This is a genomic window from Geitlerinema sp. CS-897, assembly GCF_028368005.1.
Lineage (GTDB): Bacteria > Cyanobacteriota > Cyanobacteriia > Cyanobacteriales > Geitlerinemataceae > Baaleninema > Baaleninema simplex.
In genome coordinates this window covers 1-22,446 of record NZ_JAQNCQ010000330.1, presented here as the reverse complement: position 1 = coordinate 22,446, position 22,446 = coordinate 1, and the positions used below count along the sequence as shown (strand labels likewise).

Sequence of the window (22,446 nt, the reverse complement as noted above, 5' to 3'; positions counted from 1 at the left end):
GGTGACTGGTGACTGTCTTCATCCCATCTGTTGGCTGTCTTCACTGGTGACTGGTGACTGGTGACTGGTGACTGTCTTCATCCCATCTGTTGGCTGTCTTCACTGGTGACTGGCGACTGGTGACTGGTGACTGTCTTCATCCCCTCATCACGCCTCTTGCGTGGCTTCAGTGGACATCAGCACCTCACCGTCGAGCATTCGTTGGGCAGCATCGAGTAGAACTTCCTCGAGATAGGGTTTCGTGAAATAGCCCCGCGCGCCTAATTCACCCGCACGACGTTTCATTTTCTCCGCAGTCCGCGACGTCAGCATGGCAATGGGTAAATCGTGCAAGTGTTCGTCGGCGTACATTTTCTCTAACAACTCCATGCCGTTCATGCGGGGCATTTCCATGTCGCAGAAGACTAACTCGCACGGCAAACCCGAGCGCAGTTTTTCCCAGGCTTCCTGGCCGTCGCGAGCCTGTTCGACACGATAACCCGATTTTTTGAACGTCATCGACAGCAACTCGCGCACCGTAATCGAGTCGTCCACGATAAGCACCATCGGTTCGCTCTTGTCGATAGGGGATTCGATCGCCTCGATGGGGGGGCGGTTGTCCCACAGCAGAGTCCCAGAATCGTGACGGACGCGACCCATAGACAGGTCGATGAGTTCGAGAACGTCGGCGATGGGAACGATCCGTCCGTCCCCCATGACCGTCGCTCCAGTAATACCAGTCGGCTTGGGAACTGGCCCTTCGAGTTGTTTGATCACGATTTCCTGTTCGCCGACAATTCGATCGACGGAGATCGCCAGATAGCTGCCCGCAGAGTGCAGGACGACTACCGAAATCGTATCTTCTTCAGCGTTAGAACCGTACACCTGCGATCGCCGCGAGATGCGATTGTAGGTAAACAGATCTCGTAGGGGTTGATAAGGCACTTTGCGATCGCGCCACTGAACGAACGCTCGTCCGTCGGCTTCCCGCACGATGCGATCGACCGGTAAGTTATCGAGAACTTCGCCGACCCCGTCCATCGGAAAGGCAATGGGTGCGTGGTCGCTGATGCAGCAGAGGGCTTTCGAGATACTCAGAGTCAGCGGTAGGCGAATCGTAAAGGTGGTGCCTTTGTTGGGTTTCGAGTCGGTGTTGATGACGCCTCGAATTTCGTTGAGTTTGGTTTTCACCACGTCCATACCCACACCGCGACCGGAGAGATCGTCGGCTTTGTCCTTGGTGCTGAAACCGGGTAAAAACAGCAGGTCGTAGACCTCTAAATCGCTCATCGACCGAGCTTGGTCTTGGGTAATCAACCCTTTTTGGATGGCTTTGGCTTTCACGCGATCGACGTCGATTCCCGCTCCGTCGTCAGCAATGGAGATAATAGTTTGGTTGCCTTGGTGGAAGCTGCTGACAGTGATTTTTCCGATGGGCGGTTTGCCTTTGGCTTGGCGTTCTCCGGGGGGTTCGATCCCGTGAGCGATGGCGTTGTTGACTAAGTGTGTCAGCGGGTCGTACAGGTGTTCGAGGATCATGCGATCGATGGACGTATCGCGACCGTCAATTTGTAACTCGACTTCTTTACCGAACTTGAGCGAGTTGTCGCGGACGCCTCGGGGCAAGCGATCGGCGGCTTGCGAGAAGGGAACCATGCGCGATCGCGTCAAGTCCTCCCGAAGCTGGTTCGTAATTTGCCGCAGTTGACGCGTGACTTGGTCGTTTTCGTCCACCAAGAACTCGATATCCGACGCCGACTCGCGCACTCGGACGACCAACTCGATAATTTCTTGAGCGTGTTCGTGGAACGACGTAAAGCGATCCATTTCGAGGGCGTCGTATTCACCGTCTTCGTGAGTCGTATCTCGCGCGTGAGTCCCGGCGGCCATGAGTTTGCGGTGCTGGCGACTGGCTAACAACGCCATTTCCAACAGCGTACGCTCGTACAAGTCTTGCATTCGCTGGCCGACTTCTGTGAGTTGGCTGACTTGATGTAACAGGTTGTCGAGAAACTGTCGCAACCGTTCTTGATCCTGTTCGAGACTGTTACGATTGACGACCAATTCCCCAACTAAGTTACTGAGGTTGTCTAATTGCTTGATGGGAACCCGCATCGTCTGTTCGACGATCGATCGCTGTCGTTTCGGGGTCGATCGCGTCGGTTTGGGGGTTGTCGGAGACGGAGAAGACGGCTCGATGTCTAGCAGTAATTTGTTGAGGTCGGCGAACTCGTCCTCTACCTCTGGTGTGGAGGCGGATTCGGCGGTTGGGGACGTCGCGGCGTGAGGTGCGACGGGGCGATCGAGATAGGCTTCGAGAGCGTCGAACCCCTCTTCTCCTAAAAATTCGGGTGCGATGCTCAATAAAATTTCCAGTTCGGGAAATTCTGTGACGTCTTCTTCGATTTCACTTTCGAGGGTATCGTCGGTTTCTTCGAGTAAGGTGTCTAAGTCGAAGTTCTCGTCGCGATCGACCGTTAGATTAACTTCACCTAAGAGATCGTCTAAGGAGAGTTCTTCGATCTCTGCTGACGGTTCGGCCAGTAAGTCGAAGTCTTCGGTTTCGCTGGCTTCGGAGTCTTCGGTTTCTCCTAAATCGAAGTCGAAATCTAACACGCCATTATCCGAGCGTCCTTCTTCAGAGTCTGAAGATTCTAACGCTTCAAAATCGAAATCTAAGGATTCGGCTTCGTCTTGCTCGGTGTCGGCGTCCGCCGTTTCTTCAACGTCAAAATCGAGAAGGTCTAAGGCTTCTGTTTCAGATTCCAGTTCTTCTGGTTCTTCTGATTCTTCAACGTCGAAATCGAGAATATCTAAAGCTTCTTCAGTGGTTTCAGTGGCTTCAGGTTCTGGTGTTTCTTCAAAATCGAAGTCAAAGTCAAAGGCTTCCGGTTCGGATTCCACGCGTTCGGCGGATTCTTCATCCTCGGTTTCTTCGAGGTCGAAATCGAGGTCGAAGCTTTCCGTTTCTGTTTCAGTGGCTTCAGGTTCTGATGTTTCTTCAAAATCGAAATCTAACTCGAACGCTTCCGAATCAGGTTCAAAACTTTCCTCACCCTCGGTTTCTTCGAGGTCGAAATCGAGGTCGAAGCTTTCCGTTTCTGTTTCAGTGGCTTCAGGTTCTGGTGTTTCTTCAAAATCGAAATCTAACTCAAACGCTTCCGACTCCGGTTCAAAACTTTCCTCATCCTCGGTGTCTTCGAGGTCGAAATCGAGGTCGAAGCTTTCCGTTTCTGTTTCAGTAGCTTCAGGTTCTGGTGTTTCTTCAAAATTGAAATCTAACTCAAACGCTTCGATCGAGGGTTCTCCTTCCCGTTCTTTCCCTGTCGCACGAGATTGTCCGAACAGAGCTTCGAGTTCGTCAGTACTGTCTTGTCCGAGACTCAAAGCTTCGCCGAATTCGTCGTTTTCAGTTTCCGTTTCATCCGTCTCGTCAGCGTGTTCTAATAGGTCGTCGATCGACAGATTCTCGTCGGATGCTTCTTCGATCGGGGGACTTTCGCGATCGCCGTTATTTTCTTCACCTCCAATATCGAGAAGGTCTTGAAAATCGGCATCGAGGTCTTCGTCGTCGCGATCGCCCGTACCTGTAGATCGATCGTTGGGTTCGATCGCGTTGAGGAGGTCGTCGAGTCCCGTGTCGTCCTCGTCAGCATCGACATCGGGGCTGTCAGGACTCTCGCCAAAAAAGCTATCGCCAAAGAGTTCCTCAGCTTCAGTTCTCGCCGGTTTATCAGGAATGTCGTCGGCGTCGTCGTCGAGGAATAAATCGGAAAAATCGTTATCGACTTCACCTCGAGTATTGCCGTTCGCCGCCCCGGCCATACCCGAGGGATCGAAATGTTCGACGTCGTCCCAATCTTCGAGGTCTTCGGTATCTCCTTCAAAGAGATCGGCTAGGCTGCTGAGTTCGGCCATCCCCACTTGAGGGCCTGGGGCTTCTCGCTTCTGCTTGCGAGGCTGGTCTGAAGTCGGTCGAGAAATCGGCTGCGAGATCGGCTCGGGTTGGGGCGGACGGGACGATCGCCCGTTCGCTTCGACCTCGTCCTCAGTGGTATCCGCAGCGGCCGGTTCGGGAACGAGATCGCGCAAGCGTTCGCTTGCAGAAATTTCCCCAGCGCGATCGGCCAACACCAACTCTTGAGCCTGTTTGATATCCTTAATGACGACCGAGGCCAGGCTGGCGAACGTATTGTTCGGGGAGGCGATCGCCGATCGTACAGTTTTCAGGAGTTCGACCCAAGCGTCGAGATCGAACTGTTCGCCAACTCGACCCAACAGGCGACAGAGTTGTTGGAGATTTTGGCGGACTTGAGGGGTGTCGGGTTGTTTGAACAGTTGCAGCATTTCCCGCAGCCTCGCCATCACGTCACTTTGAAAAATCAGGTGCAGGGCGCTATCTTCTTCCGACTGCGTGGGTAGGGGACTGGTAACGGGGAGTTGGGAGGAGTGAGACGCGGTTTGCGGCGTGGGAACCACTTCACCTCGGACGAGGCGATCGAGGTGAGCGATCAGGTCACGACAGACGGGTTCGATATTGGCCACGACCCGTTCGGCTTCCTCGGGGTTGAGTCCGGTGGGACTTTGCAGGCGATCGAGCAGTTCTTGAAGGCTGTCGAAAATCTGTAAAAACAGCGATTCGAGTTGTCGGTCGGCAGTAACGGGCGCGTCTTTGAGAATTTTAAAGCAGTCTTCGAGGCGATGGGCAACCGTTTGAATCGAGTCGAGTCCCAACATGGCCGCGCCTCCTTTGACGGAGTGAGCGGCGCGGAAAACGGCGTTGAGCAATTCGGGATCGTCGAGGGTGCCTTGCAGGTCGAGCAGTCCGCGCTCGATGGTATTGAGATGGTCGCGGGCTTCCTCGATAAAGAACCCCATGATTTGCGATTGTTCGGGTACCATTTTTACAGCGAGCGGTGAGCGGTGAACAGTGAGGGCCGTTGGCAGATAACCGTTTCGTTCCTCTCCCCTTTTTGCCTCTTGCCTCTTTGCTTCTTGCCTCTGACTGGAAGGGAGAGCGTTAGCGTTCGTTGGTTTCGACGCGGAACCGTTCGACGGAGGTGAGCAGGTCGCGAGATACGCCCACGAGGTTTTGCAAAGCACCGGACACGCGGTGAGCTTCTTGGGAGGTTTCCTGAGCCGTCAGCTCGACGGCTTGCATCACCTGAGCCACAGCGCGGGACGTTTCGGTTTGTTCGACGGTGTCGGCGGTAATCGATCGCACTAGGACGTCAATGCGGTTGGCAACTTGAATGATGTCTTCGAGGGAGCGTTTGGCTTGTTCGGCCAGTTTCGTCCCGCCGATGACCTGTTGCTGACCTTCTTCCATTGCCATCATTACCGATCCGGTTTCGCTTTGGATCTGCATCACGATCTGTTCGATCTCTTTTAACGCCTTGGCCGAGCGGTCGGCTAGCTGGCGCACCTCGTCGGCAACGATGGCGAAGCCCCGTCCGGCTTCCCCAGCTCGGGCGGCTTCGATACTGGCGTTGAGTGCCAACAGGTTGGTTCGGGAGGCGATACCGCTGATGAGGGCGACGATCTTGGAAATTTCTTGGGAAGATTCTGCTAATCGCTTGACTTTTCGCGTGGTTTCTGCTACCGTTTCCCGAATTTCTAAGATACTGGCCACCGTCCGTTCTACCGCTTCGCCCCCTTTGAGAGCCGTCGCCGATGCCGATCGCGCCACTTCTTCAGCTTCGCGAGCGCTCTTGGCCACCTGTTGGATGGAGTTAGTCATCACCTGCACCGAGTTCAAGGTCGCCGCCAGTTCTTCGGCTTGACGCAGGGCGTCGGAGGCCAAGCTACGGGCGAACGACTCACTATCGGTTGCCCCTTTACTCACCTGTCGCGCCGCCTGTTTCACCTGCAAGACGATTTCTCGCAGGTTTTGAATCGTCAAGTTAAACGAGTCGGCAACCGCCCCGAGAACGTCGGCCGTCACCTCCGCCGTCACGGTCAAGTCTCCTCGCGCGGCTCCTTCCACATCGTCGAGGAGGCGAATCACTTGCCGTTGCAGGTCTTCTTTAGCCTGCTCCATTTCTTCGGCACGACGTTGGGCTTCGTTGGTGGTGGTGTAGACAATGCGAGCCATTTGGTTGAACTTGGCCGAGAGTTGCCCCAGCTCGTCTTCAGACAGCACCGCCGCACGTACGCCGAAATCCCCTTGGGAGATCGCTTCAAACGCGCCTTGTAAGTTAGTCGTAGTTCGTCGGACTTGTCCGGCACTCAGGCGTCCCAGCAGCCAGGTCGCGGTTCCTCCAGCCAAGCCAGCCGTGACGGACATCGCCAAACTGGCCAGTTGCGCTTGGGGAAGCAGGCGACCGCGCAAGGCCAAATCGAGGCGATCGTTGGTCGCCAGAAACTTCGTCGTGACGTGACCGATCGCCGCTACGGCCACAGCCGAGGCGATACCGGCCACGAACGCCGCCAAACGCGGTTTGGTTTGTAAGTTAGCGTTCTCGAAAAAGGCCAGCGGCCCCTGTTCGACGTTAACCGACGGTTCGCTGGTGCCACTTTCAGTTTGGGCGAAGGCTGGCAAGCGTTCGGTACTGCTGGCAATGGCAAACAACTCTTCGTCGCGGACGATCGAGCCGTCGGTCATGTCTGCGAAATCTTCCGTTTCGGCGCCCGTCGTGTGTTCCAAAAAACCCGATGTCGTATTGAAACCCGAAGAATCAGTATCTTCGTCGCTTTCAAAGCTGGGCATATCCCCGAGATCGTCGAATTCGTCGAACTCTTCGAGAAAATCGACGCTCGAGGTGCGATCGTCGATCTCGTCAGCCGTGAAATCGTCGTCGTCGAGGTCGAACTCGCTATCGCCGAAATCTCCTTCAAAACTCTCAAAGTCGAAGCCATCGCCCCCCGGTCGGGCAGTTTCGGGGGTCACGAGGGTCGGGTCGTCTTCCTCGGTATCGTCAAAACGCGGTACGGACATTCGCCCCGAAATGGGGGGTTCTTCATGGTCTGTCGCCGTCCAACTCGACGCTTCGGCTTCGTCAAACGCTTCAAATTCTTCACTTTCGTCTTCTGGCGGCGAGGTTAAAAAGGTTTCTGCACCGCTATCGTCAGTCATATCGGTGGAAACCCGATCGAACTCTTGGCTGTCCGTATCGGGGTCGAAGTGTCCGAAGGGGGCTTCTTCCAACTCGTCGTCCCAATCTTCTTCGACGGGTTCGTCGTCAAAGTCCGACGGAATACCGCTCGTCGGACTGGCAAACGGCTCGTCTTCGACATCGTCGAACTCGGCAAACGGCTGTGGAAGCTCGATTTCGTCGAGTCCGTCGTCGAGGTCTTCACCGCGATCGTCATCGTGTTCTCCGATCAAATCCGGCATTTCTTCGCTGGGTAAGAATGCCGGAAGTTCGTCCCAGCTATCCTCTTCGTCGGGTAGGGACGCATCGTCGACGGCAAAGGGATTGTCGGCTTCCAGACCGCCTTCTTCTTCCGGGGAAACGTCGTCGAACTCTCCAGTTTTGAGGGCTTCTTCAGCTGCGTCTAAGTCGAACGGCTCGAAGGCTTCTTCTCCGTCTTCAGCCTCTTCCCCAACCTCAAACGGCTCGAAGGTTCCGGCTCCCGAGCTGGGGTCGTCGAGGTCGAAGTAGCCCAGTTCGGAGTCTCCGGGGAGTTCGTCGTTCGCGGGTGTTTCGGGGCTGAGGTCGAACTCACCCAATTCCGCTTCCGCTTCGGCCTCTTCTAAGAGTTCGTCTTCTGCAGACAAGTCGAACGGCTCGAAGGCTTCCTCTTCTTCGTCCTCGGCGATCGCGCCGTTCTCGAAATCGAACGATTCGGAGGCTTCCTCTTCGAGGTCGAAGGCTAAATCGTCCCAAGCTTGGGGAGACTCGAGTTCTTCTTCCGATTCGCCGTACTCGACATCGCTGTCGTTGGCGTCCTCGTTTAACAGTTCTGTGCCTTCGGAGTCGAAACCGTTATCAAAGGCTTGTGTGGCGTCGGCGTCGTAGTTCTCGAAGTCTGGGGCTTTGCCGTTCCCGGCAATTTGCACCACGTAATCGATCCCCTGTTGGGCGTGGTCGTGGAATTCCGAATCGCTGGTGATTTGAAAAACGCTCTGATATTCCGTCCGGGCAATGTCGTAAGCTTGAAGCCCACAATAAATATGCCCTCTCAGTAGCCGAGTACTGGGATCGTCAGGATATTTTCGGGCGAGTTCGTCCACTAGCGGCGCCGCTTCGTCGTAGTTTCCTTCGACGTAAGCTTGCTCGACACGCTCGTATTCTCGGGCAAAGTCAATACTTGGTTCCATTTGCCTCCCCCAGTTCTACGGTCAAAACTCCTCCATCATCTCCTGTGGCGGATGCGAGAGGTGGACGCCCGAAGATCCTCCTCGCCGCAACGAGGAAGTCGATGACGGCGATGACGGCAACCCCCTTCATCCACACCTCGGGTTCAAGCCGCCCACCGTGCCGAACGCAGGATCGAGACTTGATCGAGCAGTCTCAGCGTTACAGGACGTTCGTTTTCCTCAAATGTCCATTCTCCTTTTAAGAACGGAGCCATGCCATCTGGCACGTTGGCGGACATTTGCAGCTTCTCGAGATCGAGCCACTGCATTTTGACGATCCGTTCGACGGCTAACCCTAGTATAGTGTCTTGGTCTTCGACGGCAATCACAAATATTTCTGCGCGATCGGAGTTGAGAGGAACGTTGTCGCCGAGAAACTGTCCTAAGTCTGCGACCCAGATGACGCGACCGCGCACGTTAAAGGTGCCGAGCAACAACGGCGACACGTTGGGCATCGGGGTGATGCGATCGGGCGGTGGGTCTAGCACTTCGCGAATTCCCGTCGCGGGTAAGGCGAATTCGTTTCCAGAAGGGACTCGAAACCGCAGGTGCAGTTCGCCTTCGGGAGTCTCGAGTTCTTGGAATTCCGGCGCCTGTATAGAGTCCGCCTCTCCCATTAAAAAGTCTGGGTTCCCGACCATTTCCTCGATCTCTTAACCTCTTAGCATTTGTTTGACCGTTCCGATCAGCTCGGTGGGCTGGAACGGTTTGGCCACGTAAGCATCTGCACCCTGCTTCATCCCCCAGTATCGATCGAATTCTTCGCCTTTGGACGAACACATGACCACAGGAACGTTTTGCGTTTTGGGATCGGCTTTGAGTCGCCGACATACTTCATAACCGTTCATCCGGGGCATTACGATATCTAAAACGACGAGATCGGGAGGATTGCCCTGAATTTTGTCGAGAGCTTCGACGCCGTCGGTGGCTTCGATGACTGTTAGCCCACTTCCACGTAGGAGGTTGGCGATCATCTCTCGCTGGGTCACGCTGTCTTCGATAACCAGAACTCTACTCATTACTGTCTTACCTGCTCGCAAACGCGCTTGACGAACTCCGCCCCGCTCGCCTCTTTGTGCCATCGGCACTCGGGCGATGCGTTCGTCTGGGGAAAGCCAACACTATCGTAAACGCCAACGGTTTTCGATTCCATCGAACTGGGTCGTTTTTTGCCGAAGATTAAGTATTATTATATTTCGACTTCGATGTCTACTGGGGTCGAGGGGGCTTCTTCAGGGAAGAGGGTAGAGGGAAGAGTGAAGAGTGGGGACAGGTAACAGTTTCTCATCATCTCCTCACTGGTGACTGGTGACTGTAAAAAGCTTCCTCATCACAATCCCAACTCGGGATCGTCAAAGGACGTCTCAGACGAGGGGCGATCGCTCGGGACGCCCGGTCCGACGTATTTTTCGACGAGCATCAACAGTTCTTGTTCGCCGAAGGGTTTGGTGAGGTAGTCGCTAGCACCGACCATGCGAGCGCGCACGCGATCGATAAAACCGTCTTTTCCCGTCAACATCACGATCGGCGTCTGGCGAAAGGCCGCCGATTTGCGTAACATGGCGCAAAGTTCGTAGCCGTCAGGTTCGGGCATGGCGATGTCGCACAAAATTAAATCGGGCTTGAGAGGAAACACCAACGAAAGGGCTTTGAGAGAACTGCCAAAGGAAGTGATTTCGTAACCGTGCTGCTCGAGCATATACTCGACGGTCTTGCGGATAGTTTTTTCGTCGTCGATACAGACGATACGAGGGACTCTCGCCGTCGGCGGACGCAGGCCGGAATCGAATTTAGCAGCGGGGGAGCTGTCGGACTGGACGGAAAATAACTGTACCCAGCCCTGTTTGACGTAGGGATAGATGGCTTTGGCGATGGGGACGATTTCTCGGTGCAGGTATCGAGACATTTGCCGCAGGGACGTTTTGCCGTCGGAAATGCGGCTGAGGGTGGTAAAGGCTTTGGGAGGTAAGGCTTCTCGCAGGCGATCGACATCGGAGATCGACGGACATTGGTTCGGTGACTGAACGTGGGGATAAAACTGCTTCCACTCTTGCACCTGTTTGGCAATTTTCGCGATCGAGGGAGTGATTTCTAAAGTGGTGAGTTGGGGAGCCAGGGCCGGCCCCATGTCGAAGATAAAGCTACCTTGATGCAAGCTCAACAGGTCGAAGAGGGTCTCGTGAATCATTTTTCGGAGAATGCTTCGCCCCTGCATCGGTGTCAGGCGATGGGTTTCGAGTAAATGCCATAAAAACCCGTATTCGGGAGCGTTCGTCGAAGCCAAGTCGGGGCGTTCGATGCCGTCGAGGACGTTATTGAGTTGGTAGTAACGCAAGTAATCCCGCAGCCGTCCGAGGTTCCCGTCGCGGCTTTCGGCAGCGTAAACGATTTGTCCGTTGAAGAAAAATACAAACCAGGAGTTTTGAGAGGCGGCGTCTCGGCTTAAATGCACGGATGGATAAATTCTCGAGACGGTGGGGAGCGCACTGTATGTCTCCACGAAGAGTTCCCCCGTGCGCTGACCGAGTTCGATCAGTTGCAGGATGCTCCGAATATCGATTTCGTTTAAATTTCCCTGCATTTAGCTCACAACTCGTGCTGTGTTCGTATAACATACCCGCCGAGGGCGATCGCGATAGCCTTTGGGTCGAGATATTGAGTGACGGTCTGACGCGAGCGTTCGGATTAGGAGGGTGCGTCGGAGCCTCGAGCTACCTCGCCACTTGTGTTGTTCGTTCGTTCTCCAACTCCCCCTTAAAATTTACCCTCGAACGGTTCCTCGTCCAACCAAAGTGTTTTCGGGGGTCGCCTCTCGTGCCAGACGCAAACGAGCGGGTTAGGATAGGAGAGGTCGATCGCGATCGCACCTGCCGAATCTGGGTCGCCTCGGCTCCCCTGGTGTCGTATCAGTGGGTTAAACGATACTAATTTACTATTATGGACTCGATCTCGACGTTCGGTTTGAGGGCGGCGATCTTGTCGGTCGCGCGACCCGACGGTGCAGCGCCCCCCTAAACTGGTCGTGCAGGCATCTCTGCCTGTCTCTCAATCGGGTTCTCCTCGGCATACGATATTCGGGAAAGGAAAAGTTAGCGTGCTGTATCTAGCGGAAGTCCTCAAGAAAAGTGGCGTTTTCGGAAGTGGCAAAACAGAACTGAAGCTGCTGGCAGTTCAGCGAGGCGAGTATAACTGGATCGCTGTGACGGGTGACGACGTGGTTCCTGCCGACGATGCGGGGAATTTTAATTCCGGAGCGCTGGTGTTTGCCGAACTCACGGCGAACAAGCAGATTCAAGGTACCCCCAAGGAAGCTGGGGGACAATTGGTCAAGATCCTACAGAATTTTTCTCGGTTTCAGGAAAAGTTCAAAACCCAAGAGGAAGAAATCGAACAGTGGAAACAATCGCTGACGTACCAAAGTCAGGAACTCAACCGCCGCGAGATGGAAATGGAGGCGCGACGGGAAGAGGTCGAAAACGTACAGCACGAACTGAGCGAACTCGAAACCAAACGCAGCGAAATCGAAGCGAGTAATTCGGAAATGGAGCAGTTGCGGGCGGAACTCGATCGCTCTCGTCAAGAACTCGAAGCGGCTTGGGAACAGCTTCAAGGGGAACGGGAAAGTATTCACCAGCAGCAGTCGGAACTCCAGCAGTCTGTAGGATTGGATGCCGAACAGGCCGACAATTTTCAGCAGTGGTTGCAATATCTGTCTGAGAACGTGAGTGAGAGTGCCGCGTTGCGGGAACCGCTGGCGGGTTTGGAAGGTCAAGTCGCCGCGCAGCAAGGGTGGCTCGACGAACGGGCGACGCAGTTGGAACAGTGGCGCTCGGACGCCGAACGCCAGCAAGGAGATCTCGACGGTGCGGTCGAAGACCTCGATCGCCGTTGGGAAGAGTGGCGTCAATTGCAATTGGAGTTGGAAGGAAAACGGGTCGATCTGGCAGCCAAGGAGCGACTGTTGGAAGCCAAACAACAGTTCGTTGAAGTTTTGCGCGCTCAAGTGCAGTCGAGCGACGAGTTCGCCAACACTCTCTCGACCCTTCCGACGTCGGGTGGCGAGTCTCGCGATGAGAGCGGCGTCGATTGGGGACAGTTGGAACGGATGCCCCTCAACGAATTGCAGCAACGGGTTCGGGAACTGCAAAGCGAGTTGGAAACGGGGCTGCGGTTGGTCATCGACGAGCAGGAAGAGCTGATGATGCAACGTCTCGACCTCAACGAACTCGAGGCCAAGTTAGCTCGGGCTGGGGACGCCGATCGCCCGTCGCTTCAGGCGGAACTGGCCGACCAGCAGGAAAGTTATAAGTTTCTCAACGAAACTCTTATCGGCCAGCGTCGCAGCCTGCGCGATCGCGAGCGGATTATGAACCAGCATCAGAGCGTGTTGTGGCGTCGCTTGGGCAATCCCCCGGAACCGCAAACCTCCGGCGGCGGTGTAGACGTGACACCCTTGCAACAAAAGATTTCGCAACTGCGCCAGCAACTGCTCGATCGCCTGCAAGCTCTCGAAGGGGAAATTAACGGCTTGCGACCGGAAATCGACGGACTGCGACAAGACGTCGATCGGGAAAACGCGGAGGGGGAAAGCCGCCTCGGGGAACTGCAACAGCAAGACCGGGAACTGCGCGATCGCCGCGCTCAGGTCGCGCAGTTGTGGGGTAAGGTCAATACGTATCACGAGATATTCGATCCCCTGCGCGATCGCGTCAACGACATCAAAGGCAGCCTCGAAGCGTTCTCGCAACGCTTGTCTGAATTCGAGGAGATGGCAGAGGCGCAGCGAAACGCGGTGACTCAGCTACAAGAGTCGATCTCGGGATTGATGGAGGAATCGGCCTCGGCTTGAGGCGGCTGAGACCAGTAAATCCAAGGACGCTCGACATAGGCGATCGCTCCTCCAGGAAAAGGATCGGTTTGGCTGCGATTGGGGGCTTCGACGAGAGCAGTAAGTTTTTCGATGTGGGCGAACGTCGGCGCGACCTCCAGGTGAGAGGTGAGAAATTGACGCATCGCCCGCCGTCGCAGTGTCAGGGGTGCGGCTTTCAAAGGACGGCGATGGAGTCGCAGGCGAAAACGGCCATCGGAATCGTCGTCGGGGGGGACGATCGCCAGTCGCAACAGAATTTCGGCTTGTCGTTCGAGATACGCCACGTCAGCCCGCAAGAGTTCGGCGGTTTTGGCCAGACTGGCTTCGACGCTGGGGTTGAATTGCTGTTTGAGATAGGGCAGCAATTCGAGGCGAATGCGGTTTCGGGCGTGTTTTAAGTTCTGGTTCGTGACATCTTCCCACACGGGCAAGTCCCGCTCTCGGCAAAAGATGCCCGTTTCGTCTCGGGACACCTCGAGTAACGGACGCACCAGAGACACGCCCTCGGTGAGTTCGCGACTCCACCCCAACGCCTGCAAGCCATCGGCTCCCGCGCCGCGAATCAGGTTGTAGAGTAAGGTCTCGGCGCGATCGCTTTGGGTATGTCCCGTTACGACGGCGGTGCAGTTCTCCCGACTCGCAATTTGCGAGAGTTCGTCGTATCGCCACTGACGCGCTGCGGCTTCGCTAGCGAGGGTCTCGGTGGCTACGGCGCGATAAAACGGTAGGTTCCAAGCTCGTGTCAGACGTTCGACTCCATTGGCGTTGGCGGCCGAATCGTCTCGCCATCGATGATCGCAGTGGGCGATCGCCAGATGCCATCCCCACTTGGGCTGTAAATCGAGTAACAGTTGCGCCAAACACAGAGAATCCTGTCCTCCCGATACGGCGACGAGCAGTCGTTGGCGTTCGGGCAAGAGTCGGCGCTGTCTGAGGGTTCCATGAACGCGCACGTGTAGGGAAGTCCAAACGTCCATCACTTCAGTCGGGGGAATTTTACTGAAACGGCTAACCTAACATCAACAACTGCGGTTTGGCAATCATGACTAATCCGAAAAATAGCATGAACAAACCCCCGACGAGTTTTAACACGCGTCCTTGTTTTTCGGTTACGCGAGCGGATTTAAAGGAGTAAATAAAGTTGAAAAGAATGGCAAATAAAGGAATGACGTAAATGGCTGCGTAGGCGGCTGTCCACGAGATGCCGCAGAGGGTGAGTCCGCCGCGACAGTATTGGACTAAACTTGCCATGTACACTGTGGGCAAAATTGCGGTACATCCGAGTTCGATGAGGTTTACGAACGCGGCGAGGACGATGGTTCCGCCTAATGCCGTGGCGAGAAAACGTCGATCGCGATTCGATTGTTGAAGGTGACGAACGATGGAACTCGCCCGTTTGGTGATGGCAAGTTGCTGCTCGTTGGAAAGTGTCAAAGAAATATTCTTTTTAAAGAAAAAGTAGTCTTTGATATTAATGAGTCCGGCAAGGGTTACGAGAATACCTAAAATCATTAAAACTAAACTTCCGTATCGTTCGATAAATACCGATCCGACCGATACCATCAACATAATAAAAACAAAATACATCACGGCGGATGTCGCGATAAAAGTCGTTCCAACGATCGTCATATCACGACGACTTTTTGTATACGTCAGCAAAGAAAGTAAGATAATTAAAACAGTAAACGCACAGGGATTAAATCCATCTGCTAAAGCCACTGTAGAGACAAACAATGGAAATGGAAGTTGTCGCGCGAACTGCTGGACGAGGGCGTCTGGAACTAAAGTCACGAATCCAAACAAGCTCAGGATTAATACTGCAAAAAAACCGCCAAACCAGTAACGTTTTTTTTGTGAGGTTTTTAAGTAAGGGCGCACGAAAGGATAACTGACGAGATAAATTCCCGACAAGCTAAAGACGTACCACGGCAATCCAGACGTATTTTGAGAGGCATCTTCGGGTAGAACGATATCGATATTGGCTTCGTTTTCGATCGCTCGAATAATTTGGTTGCGATAGCCAGCATATCCGTGATAAACCGGGTTGTATTCGAGTTCGCCGTCTTCTTCGGTATAGCCGATAAAGGACATCTCGCCGACAAAGGTTCGAGGAACTGCGGCGTTGGCGATGCCGTACTCTTGACGAAATTCTTCCCAAATTTGAGAGTGTTGCGTGACCTCGTAAGCCATTACTTCGACTTCGTCGTAAGTTTCGTCGATGTATTCCATCAACGGTTCTTGTTTCATGCAGTGGGGACAGGTGGCACTGTAAAAAAAGTAAACATCTAGCACGTCGTCAGCCGCGCGAGCCGTACCGGGTAATACGGCAAACCACAATCCGATCGATAAGAGAAAAAACAGTATAAATTTGACAACGCGATCGAATCCCATTCTCATATTTAGTCTCCCTGCAATGCGAGTTGCGACTCTTTTCAAGACCCTCGATCGGGATCGAGTAAACTGGCTAAAAATTTCGACTCTCGACCGTGGTTGAGAACGTTGCTAAAACACGTCGAGAATCATGGCTGACGACCGACATCGGTCAATTGAGATCGGGCATCCGAACAAAAAAAATCGATCGCCCTCGTTGGCAATCCTAGACAGACCTCTTCGTCGCTCGTTCGGCTCTCAAAGAGACGACCGGTCGATTTGCGAGAGCGTCACGATTCGGGCGTCTCGACTTCGGCGTCTGTGAGATCTCTATTTGATTTTAAGTCGTCTTTTCTCGAAAATCGATCGCGATATCGATAAGATTTTTAAAGTAAATATGAGTTATTGAATTACACAAAAATTCACGATAATTAACTCAGACGAGCAGTCAAATTTTCATAAATTAAAGAAATGTGGCGTATTGACCCATTACCCCTCTTCGACCGTGCGATCTTTAGATTTCTTGGTATTGTCGTCGCGGTCGGGGGTCGCACCGAGGCGTCGAGAGCGAGTGTCTCGCTCTCCAAAACGGTGAATCGACGATCGCGATCGCAGCCCCGCAACACCGATCGTACGAACGACGTCGCAATTCTCAAAGAGCTGGCCGCCTCCCACGACACGCGGCGGTACGAACGCCCCTGACGCCGCCGCGTCTCGAGTTGTCCTCGGAAACCCGTCAAACTCTCCTGATGGGTTTAAGCGTATAATGCGAACGTGTCAGCGCGACGGTCAGATCGACTGTTGGAACGTTTTGAGGTGTTCTGAGTGCTGGGCTTGGGCTTCGAGATGAACCGACAGGCGATCGCAAACCAACTCACACAGTTGAAACACCACCGGATCGCTGATTTCGTAATACACGCTGACCCCTTGGGGCGTCCGCTGGATAAAACCAGCCTGGGTGAGAATTTTTAAGTGTTTCGAGACGTTAGCTTGACCGAGTCCCGTTGCCTCAACAATTTCGGAAACGTTCTTCGTCCCCGACTTCAACGTACAGAGAACGAGCAAACGGCTGACCTCCGACAACACTTTAAAGTAATCGGAGACTTTCGCCAGGGCCGCAATAGAAGTGGATTGCATCTGTCTTAATTTTCGTACTATCTTAAGTTATTGTTAACATCATATTGTCATATAGGTTTAGAATCCGGTGGCTCGGGAGACGGTTTCGCTGCAAGATTTTCGCTTTGCCCCGAGACTCGCTAGGATCGAAACAGTTTTCAACGCATCGAACGCAAACGTTCGAGATCGACAACTAGGGAGAAGATTTCAATGGATCTGGTATCGCTCCAGAACGGACTGGACAATATTTCGTTCGCTGTTCTGTTTGCCACCATGTTGGTCTACTGGGTGGGCGCCGCCTTTCCCCGCATTCCATACCTGCAAGTTTTGGGAACGACGGGTATTGCCGTGGCGAACCTCTGTATCGCGACCCTCTTAGGAGCGCGATGGCTCGAAGCCGGTTATTTTCCGATCAGCAACCTGTACGAATCCTTATTTTTCCTAACCTGGGGGCTGACGGCTATCCATCTCGTGGCGGAATACACCAGCCGCAGTCGTCTCGTTGGGGTCGTTACCGCACCGGTGGCGATGGGCATCACGGCCTTCGCGGCGTTAACCTTACCGGACACGATGCAGGTGGCGGCGCCGTTGGTTCCCGCCCTCAAATCGAACTGGTTGATGATGCACGTCAGCGTGATGATGATTAGCTATGCCACGCTTATGGTGGGTTCGCTGCTGGCGATCGCGTTTTTGGCCGTCACGCGAGGGCAAAATGTAGAACTGCGGGGAAGTTCGGTCGGGACTGGAGCGTTCCGCGATCCCAAACGTCAAATTCAGACCCCGCACGCTAACGCGTCTCGAGTTGAGGCGACGGTCGAAACCTTCAGCGCCGACAACCTCGGCGGTGGCGTCGCCACGGTCGATCGCGTCGCGACAGCACCGAAAACGGTCGCTCTCTCGCCCCAACGGTTGAATTTGGCAGATACCCTCGATAACGTCAGTTACCGGATTATCGGCTTGGGCTTTCCCTTGCTGACGATCGGTATTATTGCCGGGGCAGTCTGGGCTAACGAAGCCTGGGGAACGTATTGGAGTTGGGACCCTAAAGAAACTTGGGCGTTTATCACCTGGTTGGTCTTCGCGGCGTACCTCCACGCGCGAATTACTCGGGGTTGGCAAGGTCGCCGTCCTGCGATCCTCGCTTCGGCGGGTTTCGTGGTGGTGTGGGTCTGTTATTTGGGCGTTAACCTCCTCGGTAAAGGATTGCACTCCTACGGCTGGTTCTTCTAGAACGTCCGATCGGCTCGGGTCGAAATTCGCTTGGAACCCCGGTATCTTGACGGATATCGGGGTTTTTAGGGTTTTGGGACGCGATCGCGGTTCAGCCTCTGCTTGGATTTATATTGTTTTTATTCGATAGGACTAGCACGAACAATCGATTTTAATCTATGGTTAAAATAGAACCGAACGTTCGAGCCTCGTTCGTCGCGTCAAACTGTCCGACTGCCCCATCGACTCGTCGAGAGCCGAGGGGCAATTTAGAAGACATCGCGACCCTGTCACGAAAAACATCATGATTCAAGCCACTCTCCACCAACTGCACGTTTTTGAAACCGTGGCTCGCCACGGTAGTTTTACTCGCGCTGCTGAAGAACTCTCGATTACTCAACCGACAGTTTCGACCCAAATCAAACAACTGACCAAATCGATCGGACTGCCCCTGTTCGAGCAAATTGGCAAACAACTGTATCTCACAGAGGCGGGAAAGGAACTCCTCGAAACCTGTCAAGACATTTTCACGAAACTTTCCAATTTCGAGATGACCGTGGCAGACTTGCAGGGGAAAAAGCGAGGACAGCTGCGCTTGGCGGTAGTCACGACGGCCAAATACTTCGTTCCGCGCATTTTAGGCTCGTTTTGTCAGCAATATCCCGATGTCGATATTGCACTGCAAGTGACGAACCATCAAAAATTAGTGCGTCGGATGTTGGAGAACCAAGACGACCTCTATATTCTCAGCCAACCGCCCGAAGATCTCGATCTCGTGGCTCGACCGTTTCTCGACAATCCGCTCGTCGTCGTGGCCTCTTCGACGCATCCTTTAACCCAACGCCAGCGGGTTTCGATTTCAGCGTTACAGGGAGAAACGTTTATCATGCGGGAACCCGGTTCGGGAACGCGGCGAGCCGTGCAACACCTGTTCGAGCGCGAGGGAATTTCGGTCAACGTGCGCTTGGAACTCGGGAGCAACGAAGCCATCAAACAGTCGGTCGCTGGCGGTTTGGGCATTTCGGTACTGTCGGCTCACTGTTTGCTTCCCGAGTTGGTCATCGGCGATCTCGCGATTTTAGAGGTCGATCGCTTCCCGATTCCCTGTCGCTGGTACGCCGTTCACCTCCAAGGAAAACAGCTTTCCGTTCTCGCGCGATCGTTCCTCGACCATCTGCTCTCTGAAAGCCAAAACATCCCCACCGTCGAGAACTTCGTGAAGAAACACGCGTTGCAATTGAGTTGACGATCGCCGACTTAAGCGATCGATCGCACGGTTGCGACTAACGCCTCGATCGCCAACACATGTTCTCGGTTCGCCCGATCGATCTGTTGGGTCGTCGCGGCCATTTCGTCGATGGCGCTTTGGATGTCGTCGAAAATCTCGGAACTGTTTCGCGCCATCTGCACGCCAGAATCTGCCGTTTCGTTGCTGTCTTCAGTGGCGTTAGCCGTGCGACGAATTTCGTTTTGAATCTCGGTTATCAGCGCGCGAATTCGATCGGATGATTGCTGGCTTCGATCGGCCAGTTGGCGAATTTCTCCGGCCACGACGCCGAATCCCTTCCCCGAGTCCCCCGCCCGTACTGCTTCTACCGCAGCGTTCAACGCAAGCATATTGGTTTGGGCGGCGAAATCTCCCACTAACTCGACGATGGTACTGACGCGATCGATACTCTCGCTCAATTGACCCATGCGATCGACGATCTCGCGAACTTGTACTCGCACTTGCTGCGTTCCGTCCAACGCTTGCTCGACGGACGACGCCCCCGTTCTCACTAACTCTAACGACTGTTGCATACACTGTCTCGCCGCCCGAGCCTGCTGGGACACCCGATCGGAAGATAACTGCAATCCTTCAATTTGCTGCAACGCGTCTCGTACTAATTCCTGTTGGCGCTGTTTCTCTTGCAGCGCTCGATTTTTCAACGCCAGCAGCGCGTTAGTTTCCTCGATTTGCTGTTCTAACTTCCTCGCTTGTCGGATCGATCGCTGAGCGAAAGGACGCAACAGTAAAACCGTCGCCCCAGTTCCGAGGACTGTGACGCCTACGATCGTCCAACTGAGGGCTGTTAAATCCCGATAAATCGGTTCGTAGAGTTCCTGACGACGTATCGCGATCGCCAGACCCCAAGTGCTGGCTTCTACGGGCGCGAACGCCACCACTTGCGGCCGTATCGCCGGGAACGATCTGCGTACCGCTCTCGCCGTCCGTCACAGCTCGCTCGACGGCTGTTTGAAGCGCCAAGTCTGCCACCTCGTCGTATTGCGAGAAAAACAACTCGACGCGATCGTTGCGCCAAGTCCCTAGTGCTGTCGTTCCCGTTTCCCCGAGTCCCGTTCGATCGTCGACGATCTCTCGCAACCGAGATACGTCAAACAGCACCACATCCGTTCCGACGCGCTGTCCGTTCGAGTTGAGAATCGGCGCGCCGACAACGAGGTAGGATTGCCCCGACAAGGTAACGGGATCGCGCACGAGTGACGTTTGCGCGGTTGCGGGAGGAACGACCCACCACGATCGAGGAATCTCCCGTCCGACGCTGACCGCCAAATTTCCCTCTTCGTTAAGGCGCGTAATACCGACCACTTCTTCGGATTGGTTGAGGGCGTCTGTTAAAATCCGCTGACTGGTGGTGACGAATTCCGAGCGATCGATCTCGCCGCGATCGTAGGCTTCGAGAACTTGGCGAGCGCGAGTGCGACTGGTAATCTGCATGGCAATGCTTTGCAGGCGGGAGAGCAATTCTTCAACGGTGAAAACGCGCGTTTGGGCGGAAAATTTTAATTCGCGGCGAGCTTCGACTTTTAACTGTCGCGACAGGGGAAAGACCGCCACCGCCGCAACGATCGCACTGACGAGGAAAATTCCGAGCGCCGATGCCGCAACCAGGTATCTTTGAAAATGTCGAGTATGGGCTTGAGAGGTTTTGTTCGTCTGCACGACTCGCGTTCCTAGAGGCTCTTTGCGATTTTCTCTTATTTTGTCTCGAATCTCTGACGGGGGAGCATCGTTCAGGGTAGAGGTAAGAGTGAAGAGTGAAGACACTCTGCCCTCTTCCTTCTGCACGCTTCACTGTCAAGGGGGAGCAGGGAGAAACTTTTAACTCTTCGCAGTTTGTCACTGTTCTCTGTTCCCGATTTCCTGCCAACTATCAACTGTCAACGATCGATTACGATGGATTTTCCTACCTACCAACCTCCTTTCTGGCTCGGTAACGGCGTTATCATGACAGCGTATATCGCATTGCGATCGCGCCGGACTTGGGAACAGACGATATGCGAGAGCGCCCCACCGCAGCGAGAGGTGGAGTTTGTCGGAGCTGGGGGAACGCCCCTTTACGGCCGCCTCGCCCTTCCCGACAACCCGAAAGGAACGTTCGTCGCGACTTACGGGATCGTAGGAAGTCTCGACGATCAGTGGTATCTGGAACTGTTGCGGCGCAAAGCGTATCGTCTGGGCTACGCGGTGGTAACGTTCGACTGGCGAGCCCACGGACGAACGGGGTTACTTTCTCCGGCGCTAACGTCAGACGGACTGTATGAAGGAGAAGATTTCCTGAGAATTGCAGCGAAGGCGTTGCAGTTGGGATGTCCGGCACCGATTTGGTTTTCGGGCTATTCGTTAGGGGGTCAACTGGCATTGTGGGGGGTTCGCATCGCCGAGCGAGAGCCGGAACGGTTGGCCGATTTACCCAACGCTGAGGCGGTGTTACGGGGGTTGGGGGGCGCGGCGACGATCTGTCCGAGTCTCGATTCGACGCGATCGCTGACCTATTTAACGTCGCATCCGATCGGCCGGTATTTGGAAAAGTCCATCGTCCGACAGTTGAAAAAACTCCTACACCAGTTACAAGAGGCTCGTCCAGGGACGATCGATCCCGACGCCATCGCTCGAGCTGATAGTATTTGGGGATTCGATCGCGAATTCGTAATTTCGCCGTTAGGATTCGAGTCGGTCGAAGCCTATTATGCCGCTAGCAGTCCGCTCCCTTGGCTCGAGGAACTCGAACATCCGACGCTGATTCTCTATGCTGCCGACGATCCCCTCTTCGACCCGACGATCCTTCCCGACCTTCAAAGTGCTTGCGCCGTGAATTCGGCGGTCAATTTGTGGCTGACCGACCGGGGGGGTCACGTCGGTTATATTGCCAGCGATCGCGCTCGACGTCAGGCGGGAGACGAAGATTGTTGGTGGGCGTGGAATCGAGTTCTCGAGTGGACGGAAGCGAGGGGGCGGACGTCAGAATAGGTATAACTGATTCGAAATCGCAGGGTGCGATCGCCAGGCCGGTCGTCGAACCGGCAGATCCTATCTCGAGTTTGATTGAAGTTGGCTATCCAGATTCTTCGCAGTACTCCAGCCATAGCTGAAAGCTTGGCTGGTGGTGTAGCAAAGTGCGACCGAGGGGAGTAACCTACAAAAGATTTGCTACAGTTTAGATATGCTAAACATGACATGGGAATTTAAGCTAGAGCCAACGGCGGAGCAGGTTTCAGAGATCGAACACATTCTTGAGGTGTGCCGCCATGTCTGGAATTTTGCTCTGCGGGAACGTAAAGACTGGCTAAATTCCCGCAAGTCACCCGTGAATGCGTG

At 54.4% G+C, this 22,446-nt stretch carries 15 protein-coding genes; 5 read left to right on the top strand and 10 right to left on the bottom strand.

The window, feature by feature from the left end; genetic code table 11:
- Positions 1-147 precede the first annotated feature (147 nt).
- From POG22_RS21270 to POG22_RS21250, 5 genes are all read right to left on the bottom strand, one after another.
- Complete coding sequence (locus POG22_RS21270) at positions 148-4,881, bottom strand: hybrid sensor histidine kinase/response regulator (protein ID WP_498907050.1); 4,734 nt, start codon at positions 4,879-4,881, stop codon at positions 148-150.
- A gap of 118 nt (positions 4,882-4,999) precedes the next feature.
- The gene (locus tag POG22_RS21265; protein ID WP_498907049.1) at positions 5,000-8,242 is read right to left on the bottom strand and encodes a methyl-accepting chemotaxis protein; all 3,243 of its coding nucleotides are present in this window, start codon (positions 8,240-8,242) and stop codon (positions 5,000-5,002) included.
- 143 nt (positions 8,243-8,385) lie between these two features.
- Positions 8,386-8,922: a CheW domain-containing protein gene (locus POG22_RS21260; protein WP_498907048.1), complete on the bottom strand. Its 537-nt coding sequence runs from the start codon at positions 8,920-8,922 to the stop codon at positions 8,386-8,388.
- Positions 8,923-8,934: 12 nt separating this feature from the next.
- Positions 8,935-9,300 carry a response regulator transcription factor gene (locus POG22_RS21255; RefSeq protein ID WP_017663555.1) on the bottom strand — a complete coding sequence of 122 codons (366 nt, stop codon included), beginning with the start codon at positions 9,298-9,300 and terminating at the stop codon, positions 8,935-8,937.
- A 311-nt stretch (positions 9,301-9,611) separates the two neighbouring features.
- Positions 9,612-10,862 carry a response regulator gene (locus POG22_RS21250; RefSeq protein ID WP_017663553.1) on the bottom strand — a complete coding sequence of 417 codons (1,251 nt, stop codon included), beginning with the start codon at positions 10,860-10,862 and terminating at the stop codon, positions 9,612-9,614.
- A 513-nt stretch (positions 10,863-11,375) separates the two neighbouring features.
- Between POG22_RS21250 and hmpF the strand changes: the two genes are divergently transcribed.
- On the top strand, positions 11,376-13,130 hold the full coding sequence (gene hmpF / locus POG22_RS21245; RefSeq protein ID WP_063719265.1) for a pilus motility taxis protein HmpF: 1,755 nt from the start codon (positions 11,376-11,378) through the stop codon (positions 13,128-13,130).
- Here hmpF and tilS read toward each other — a convergent pair.
- The 3 genes from tilS to POG22_RS21230 form a co-directional block, all read right to left on the bottom strand.
- Positions 13,079-14,128, bottom strand: a complete 1,050-nt coding sequence (gene tilS, locus POG22_RS21240; RefSeq protein WP_498907047.1) for a tRNA lysidine(34) synthetase TilS — start codon at positions 14,126-14,128, stop codon at positions 13,079-13,081. The two genes, hmpF and tilS, sit on opposite strands and share 52 nt — an antisense overlap.
- A gap of 31 nt (positions 14,129-14,159) precedes the next feature.
- Positions 14,160-15,548, bottom strand: coding sequence for a glutaredoxin family protein (locus tag POG22_RS21235; RefSeq protein ID WP_498907046.1), 1,389 nt, complete (start codon positions 15,546-15,548; stop codon positions 14,160-14,162).
- 762 nt (positions 15,549-16,310) lie between these two features.
- Positions 16,311-16,658, bottom strand: a complete 348-nt coding sequence (locus POG22_RS21230; protein ID WP_017663546.1) for an ArsR/SmtB family transcription factor — start codon at positions 16,656-16,658, stop codon at positions 16,311-16,313.
- A gap of 189 nt (positions 16,659-16,847) precedes the next feature.
- Between POG22_RS21230 and ccsB the strand changes: the two genes are divergently transcribed.
- Positions 16,848-17,867 (top strand): c-type cytochrome biogenesis protein CcsB, encoded by a 1,020-nt coding sequence (gene ccsB / locus POG22_RS21225; RefSeq protein WP_017663545.1) that lies wholly within the window; start codon positions 16,848-16,850, stop codon positions 17,865-17,867.
- A 283-nt stretch (positions 17,868-18,150) separates the two neighbouring features.
- Complete coding sequence (locus POG22_RS21220) at positions 18,151-19,092, top strand: LysR family transcriptional regulator (protein ID WP_063719262.1); 942 nt, start codon at positions 18,151-18,153, stop codon at positions 19,090-19,092.
- 11 nt (positions 19,093-19,103) lie between these two features.
- Here the strand turns inward: POG22_RS21220 and POG22_RS21215 are convergent, their stop codons facing one another.
- Entirely contained in the window at positions 19,104-19,856 is a 753-nt protein-coding gene (locus POG22_RS21215; protein WP_498907045.1) for a methyl-accepting chemotaxis protein, read from the bottom strand.
- Entirely contained in the window at positions 19,789-20,790 is a 1,002-nt protein-coding gene (locus POG22_RS21210) for a PDC sensor domain-containing protein (protein WP_498907044.1), read from the bottom strand. Before POG22_RS21210 ends, POG22_RS21215 begins: the two co-directional genes overlap by 68 nt.
- 234 nt (positions 20,791-21,024) lie before the next feature.
- Between POG22_RS21210 and POG22_RS21205 the strand changes: the two genes are divergently transcribed.
- Positions 21,025-22,098, top strand: a complete 1,074-nt coding sequence (locus POG22_RS21205) for a YheT family hydrolase (RefSeq protein ID WP_063719264.1) — start codon at positions 21,025-21,027, stop codon at positions 22,096-22,098.
- A gap of 193 nt (positions 22,099-22,291) precedes the next feature.
- Positions 22,292-22,446: helix-turn-helix domain-containing protein (locus POG22_RS21200; protein WP_498907051.1), on the top strand; the 155-nt coding region annotated here is incomplete at its 3' end.

What these genes read in the sequence shown, in the direction of transcription:
- POG22_RS21260 (WP_498907048.1), bottom strand. Translation starts at nt 8,922, where the DNA reads ATGGTCGGGAACCCAGACTTTTTAATGGGAGAGGCGGACTCTATACAG.
- POG22_RS21205 (WP_063719264.1), top strand. Translation starts at nt 21,025, where the DNA reads ATGGATTTTCCTACCTACCAACCTCCTTTCTGGCTCGGTAACGGCGTT.
- POG22_RS21220 (WP_063719262.1), top strand. Translation starts at nt 18,151, where the DNA reads ATGATTCAAGCCACTCTCCACCAACTGCACGTTTTTGAAACCGTGGCT.
- tilS (WP_498907047.1), bottom strand. Translation starts at nt 14,128, where the DNA reads ATGGACGTTTGGACTTCCCTACACGTGCGCGTTCATGGAACCCTCAGA.
- ccsB (WP_017663545.1), top strand. Translation starts at nt 16,848, where the DNA reads ATGGATCTGGTATCGCTCCAGAACGGACTGGACAATATTTCGTTCGCT.
- POG22_RS21255 (WP_017663555.1), bottom strand. Translation starts at nt 9,300, where the DNA reads ATGAGTAGAGTTCTGGTTATCGAAGACAGCGTGACCCAGCGAGAGATG.
- POG22_RS21265 (WP_498907049.1), bottom strand. Translation starts at nt 8,242, where the DNA reads ATGGAACCAAGTATTGACTTTGCCCGAGAATACGAGCGTGTCGAGCAA.
- POG22_RS21235 (WP_498907046.1), bottom strand. Translation starts at nt 15,548, where the DNA reads ATGAGAATGGGATTCGATCGCGTTGTCAAATTTATACTGTTTTTTCTC.
- POG22_RS21250 (WP_017663553.1), bottom strand. Translation starts at nt 10,862, where the DNA reads ATGCAGGGAAATTTAAACGAAATCGATATTCGGAGCATCCTGCAACTG.
- POG22_RS21270 (WP_498907050.1), bottom strand. Translation starts at nt 4,881, where the DNA reads ATGGTACCCGAACAATCGCAAATCATGGGGTTCTTTATCGAGGAAGCC.
- POG22_RS21230 (WP_017663546.1), bottom strand. Translation starts at nt 16,658, where the DNA reads ATGCAATCCACTTCTATTGCGGCCCTGGCGAAAGTCTCCGATTACTTT.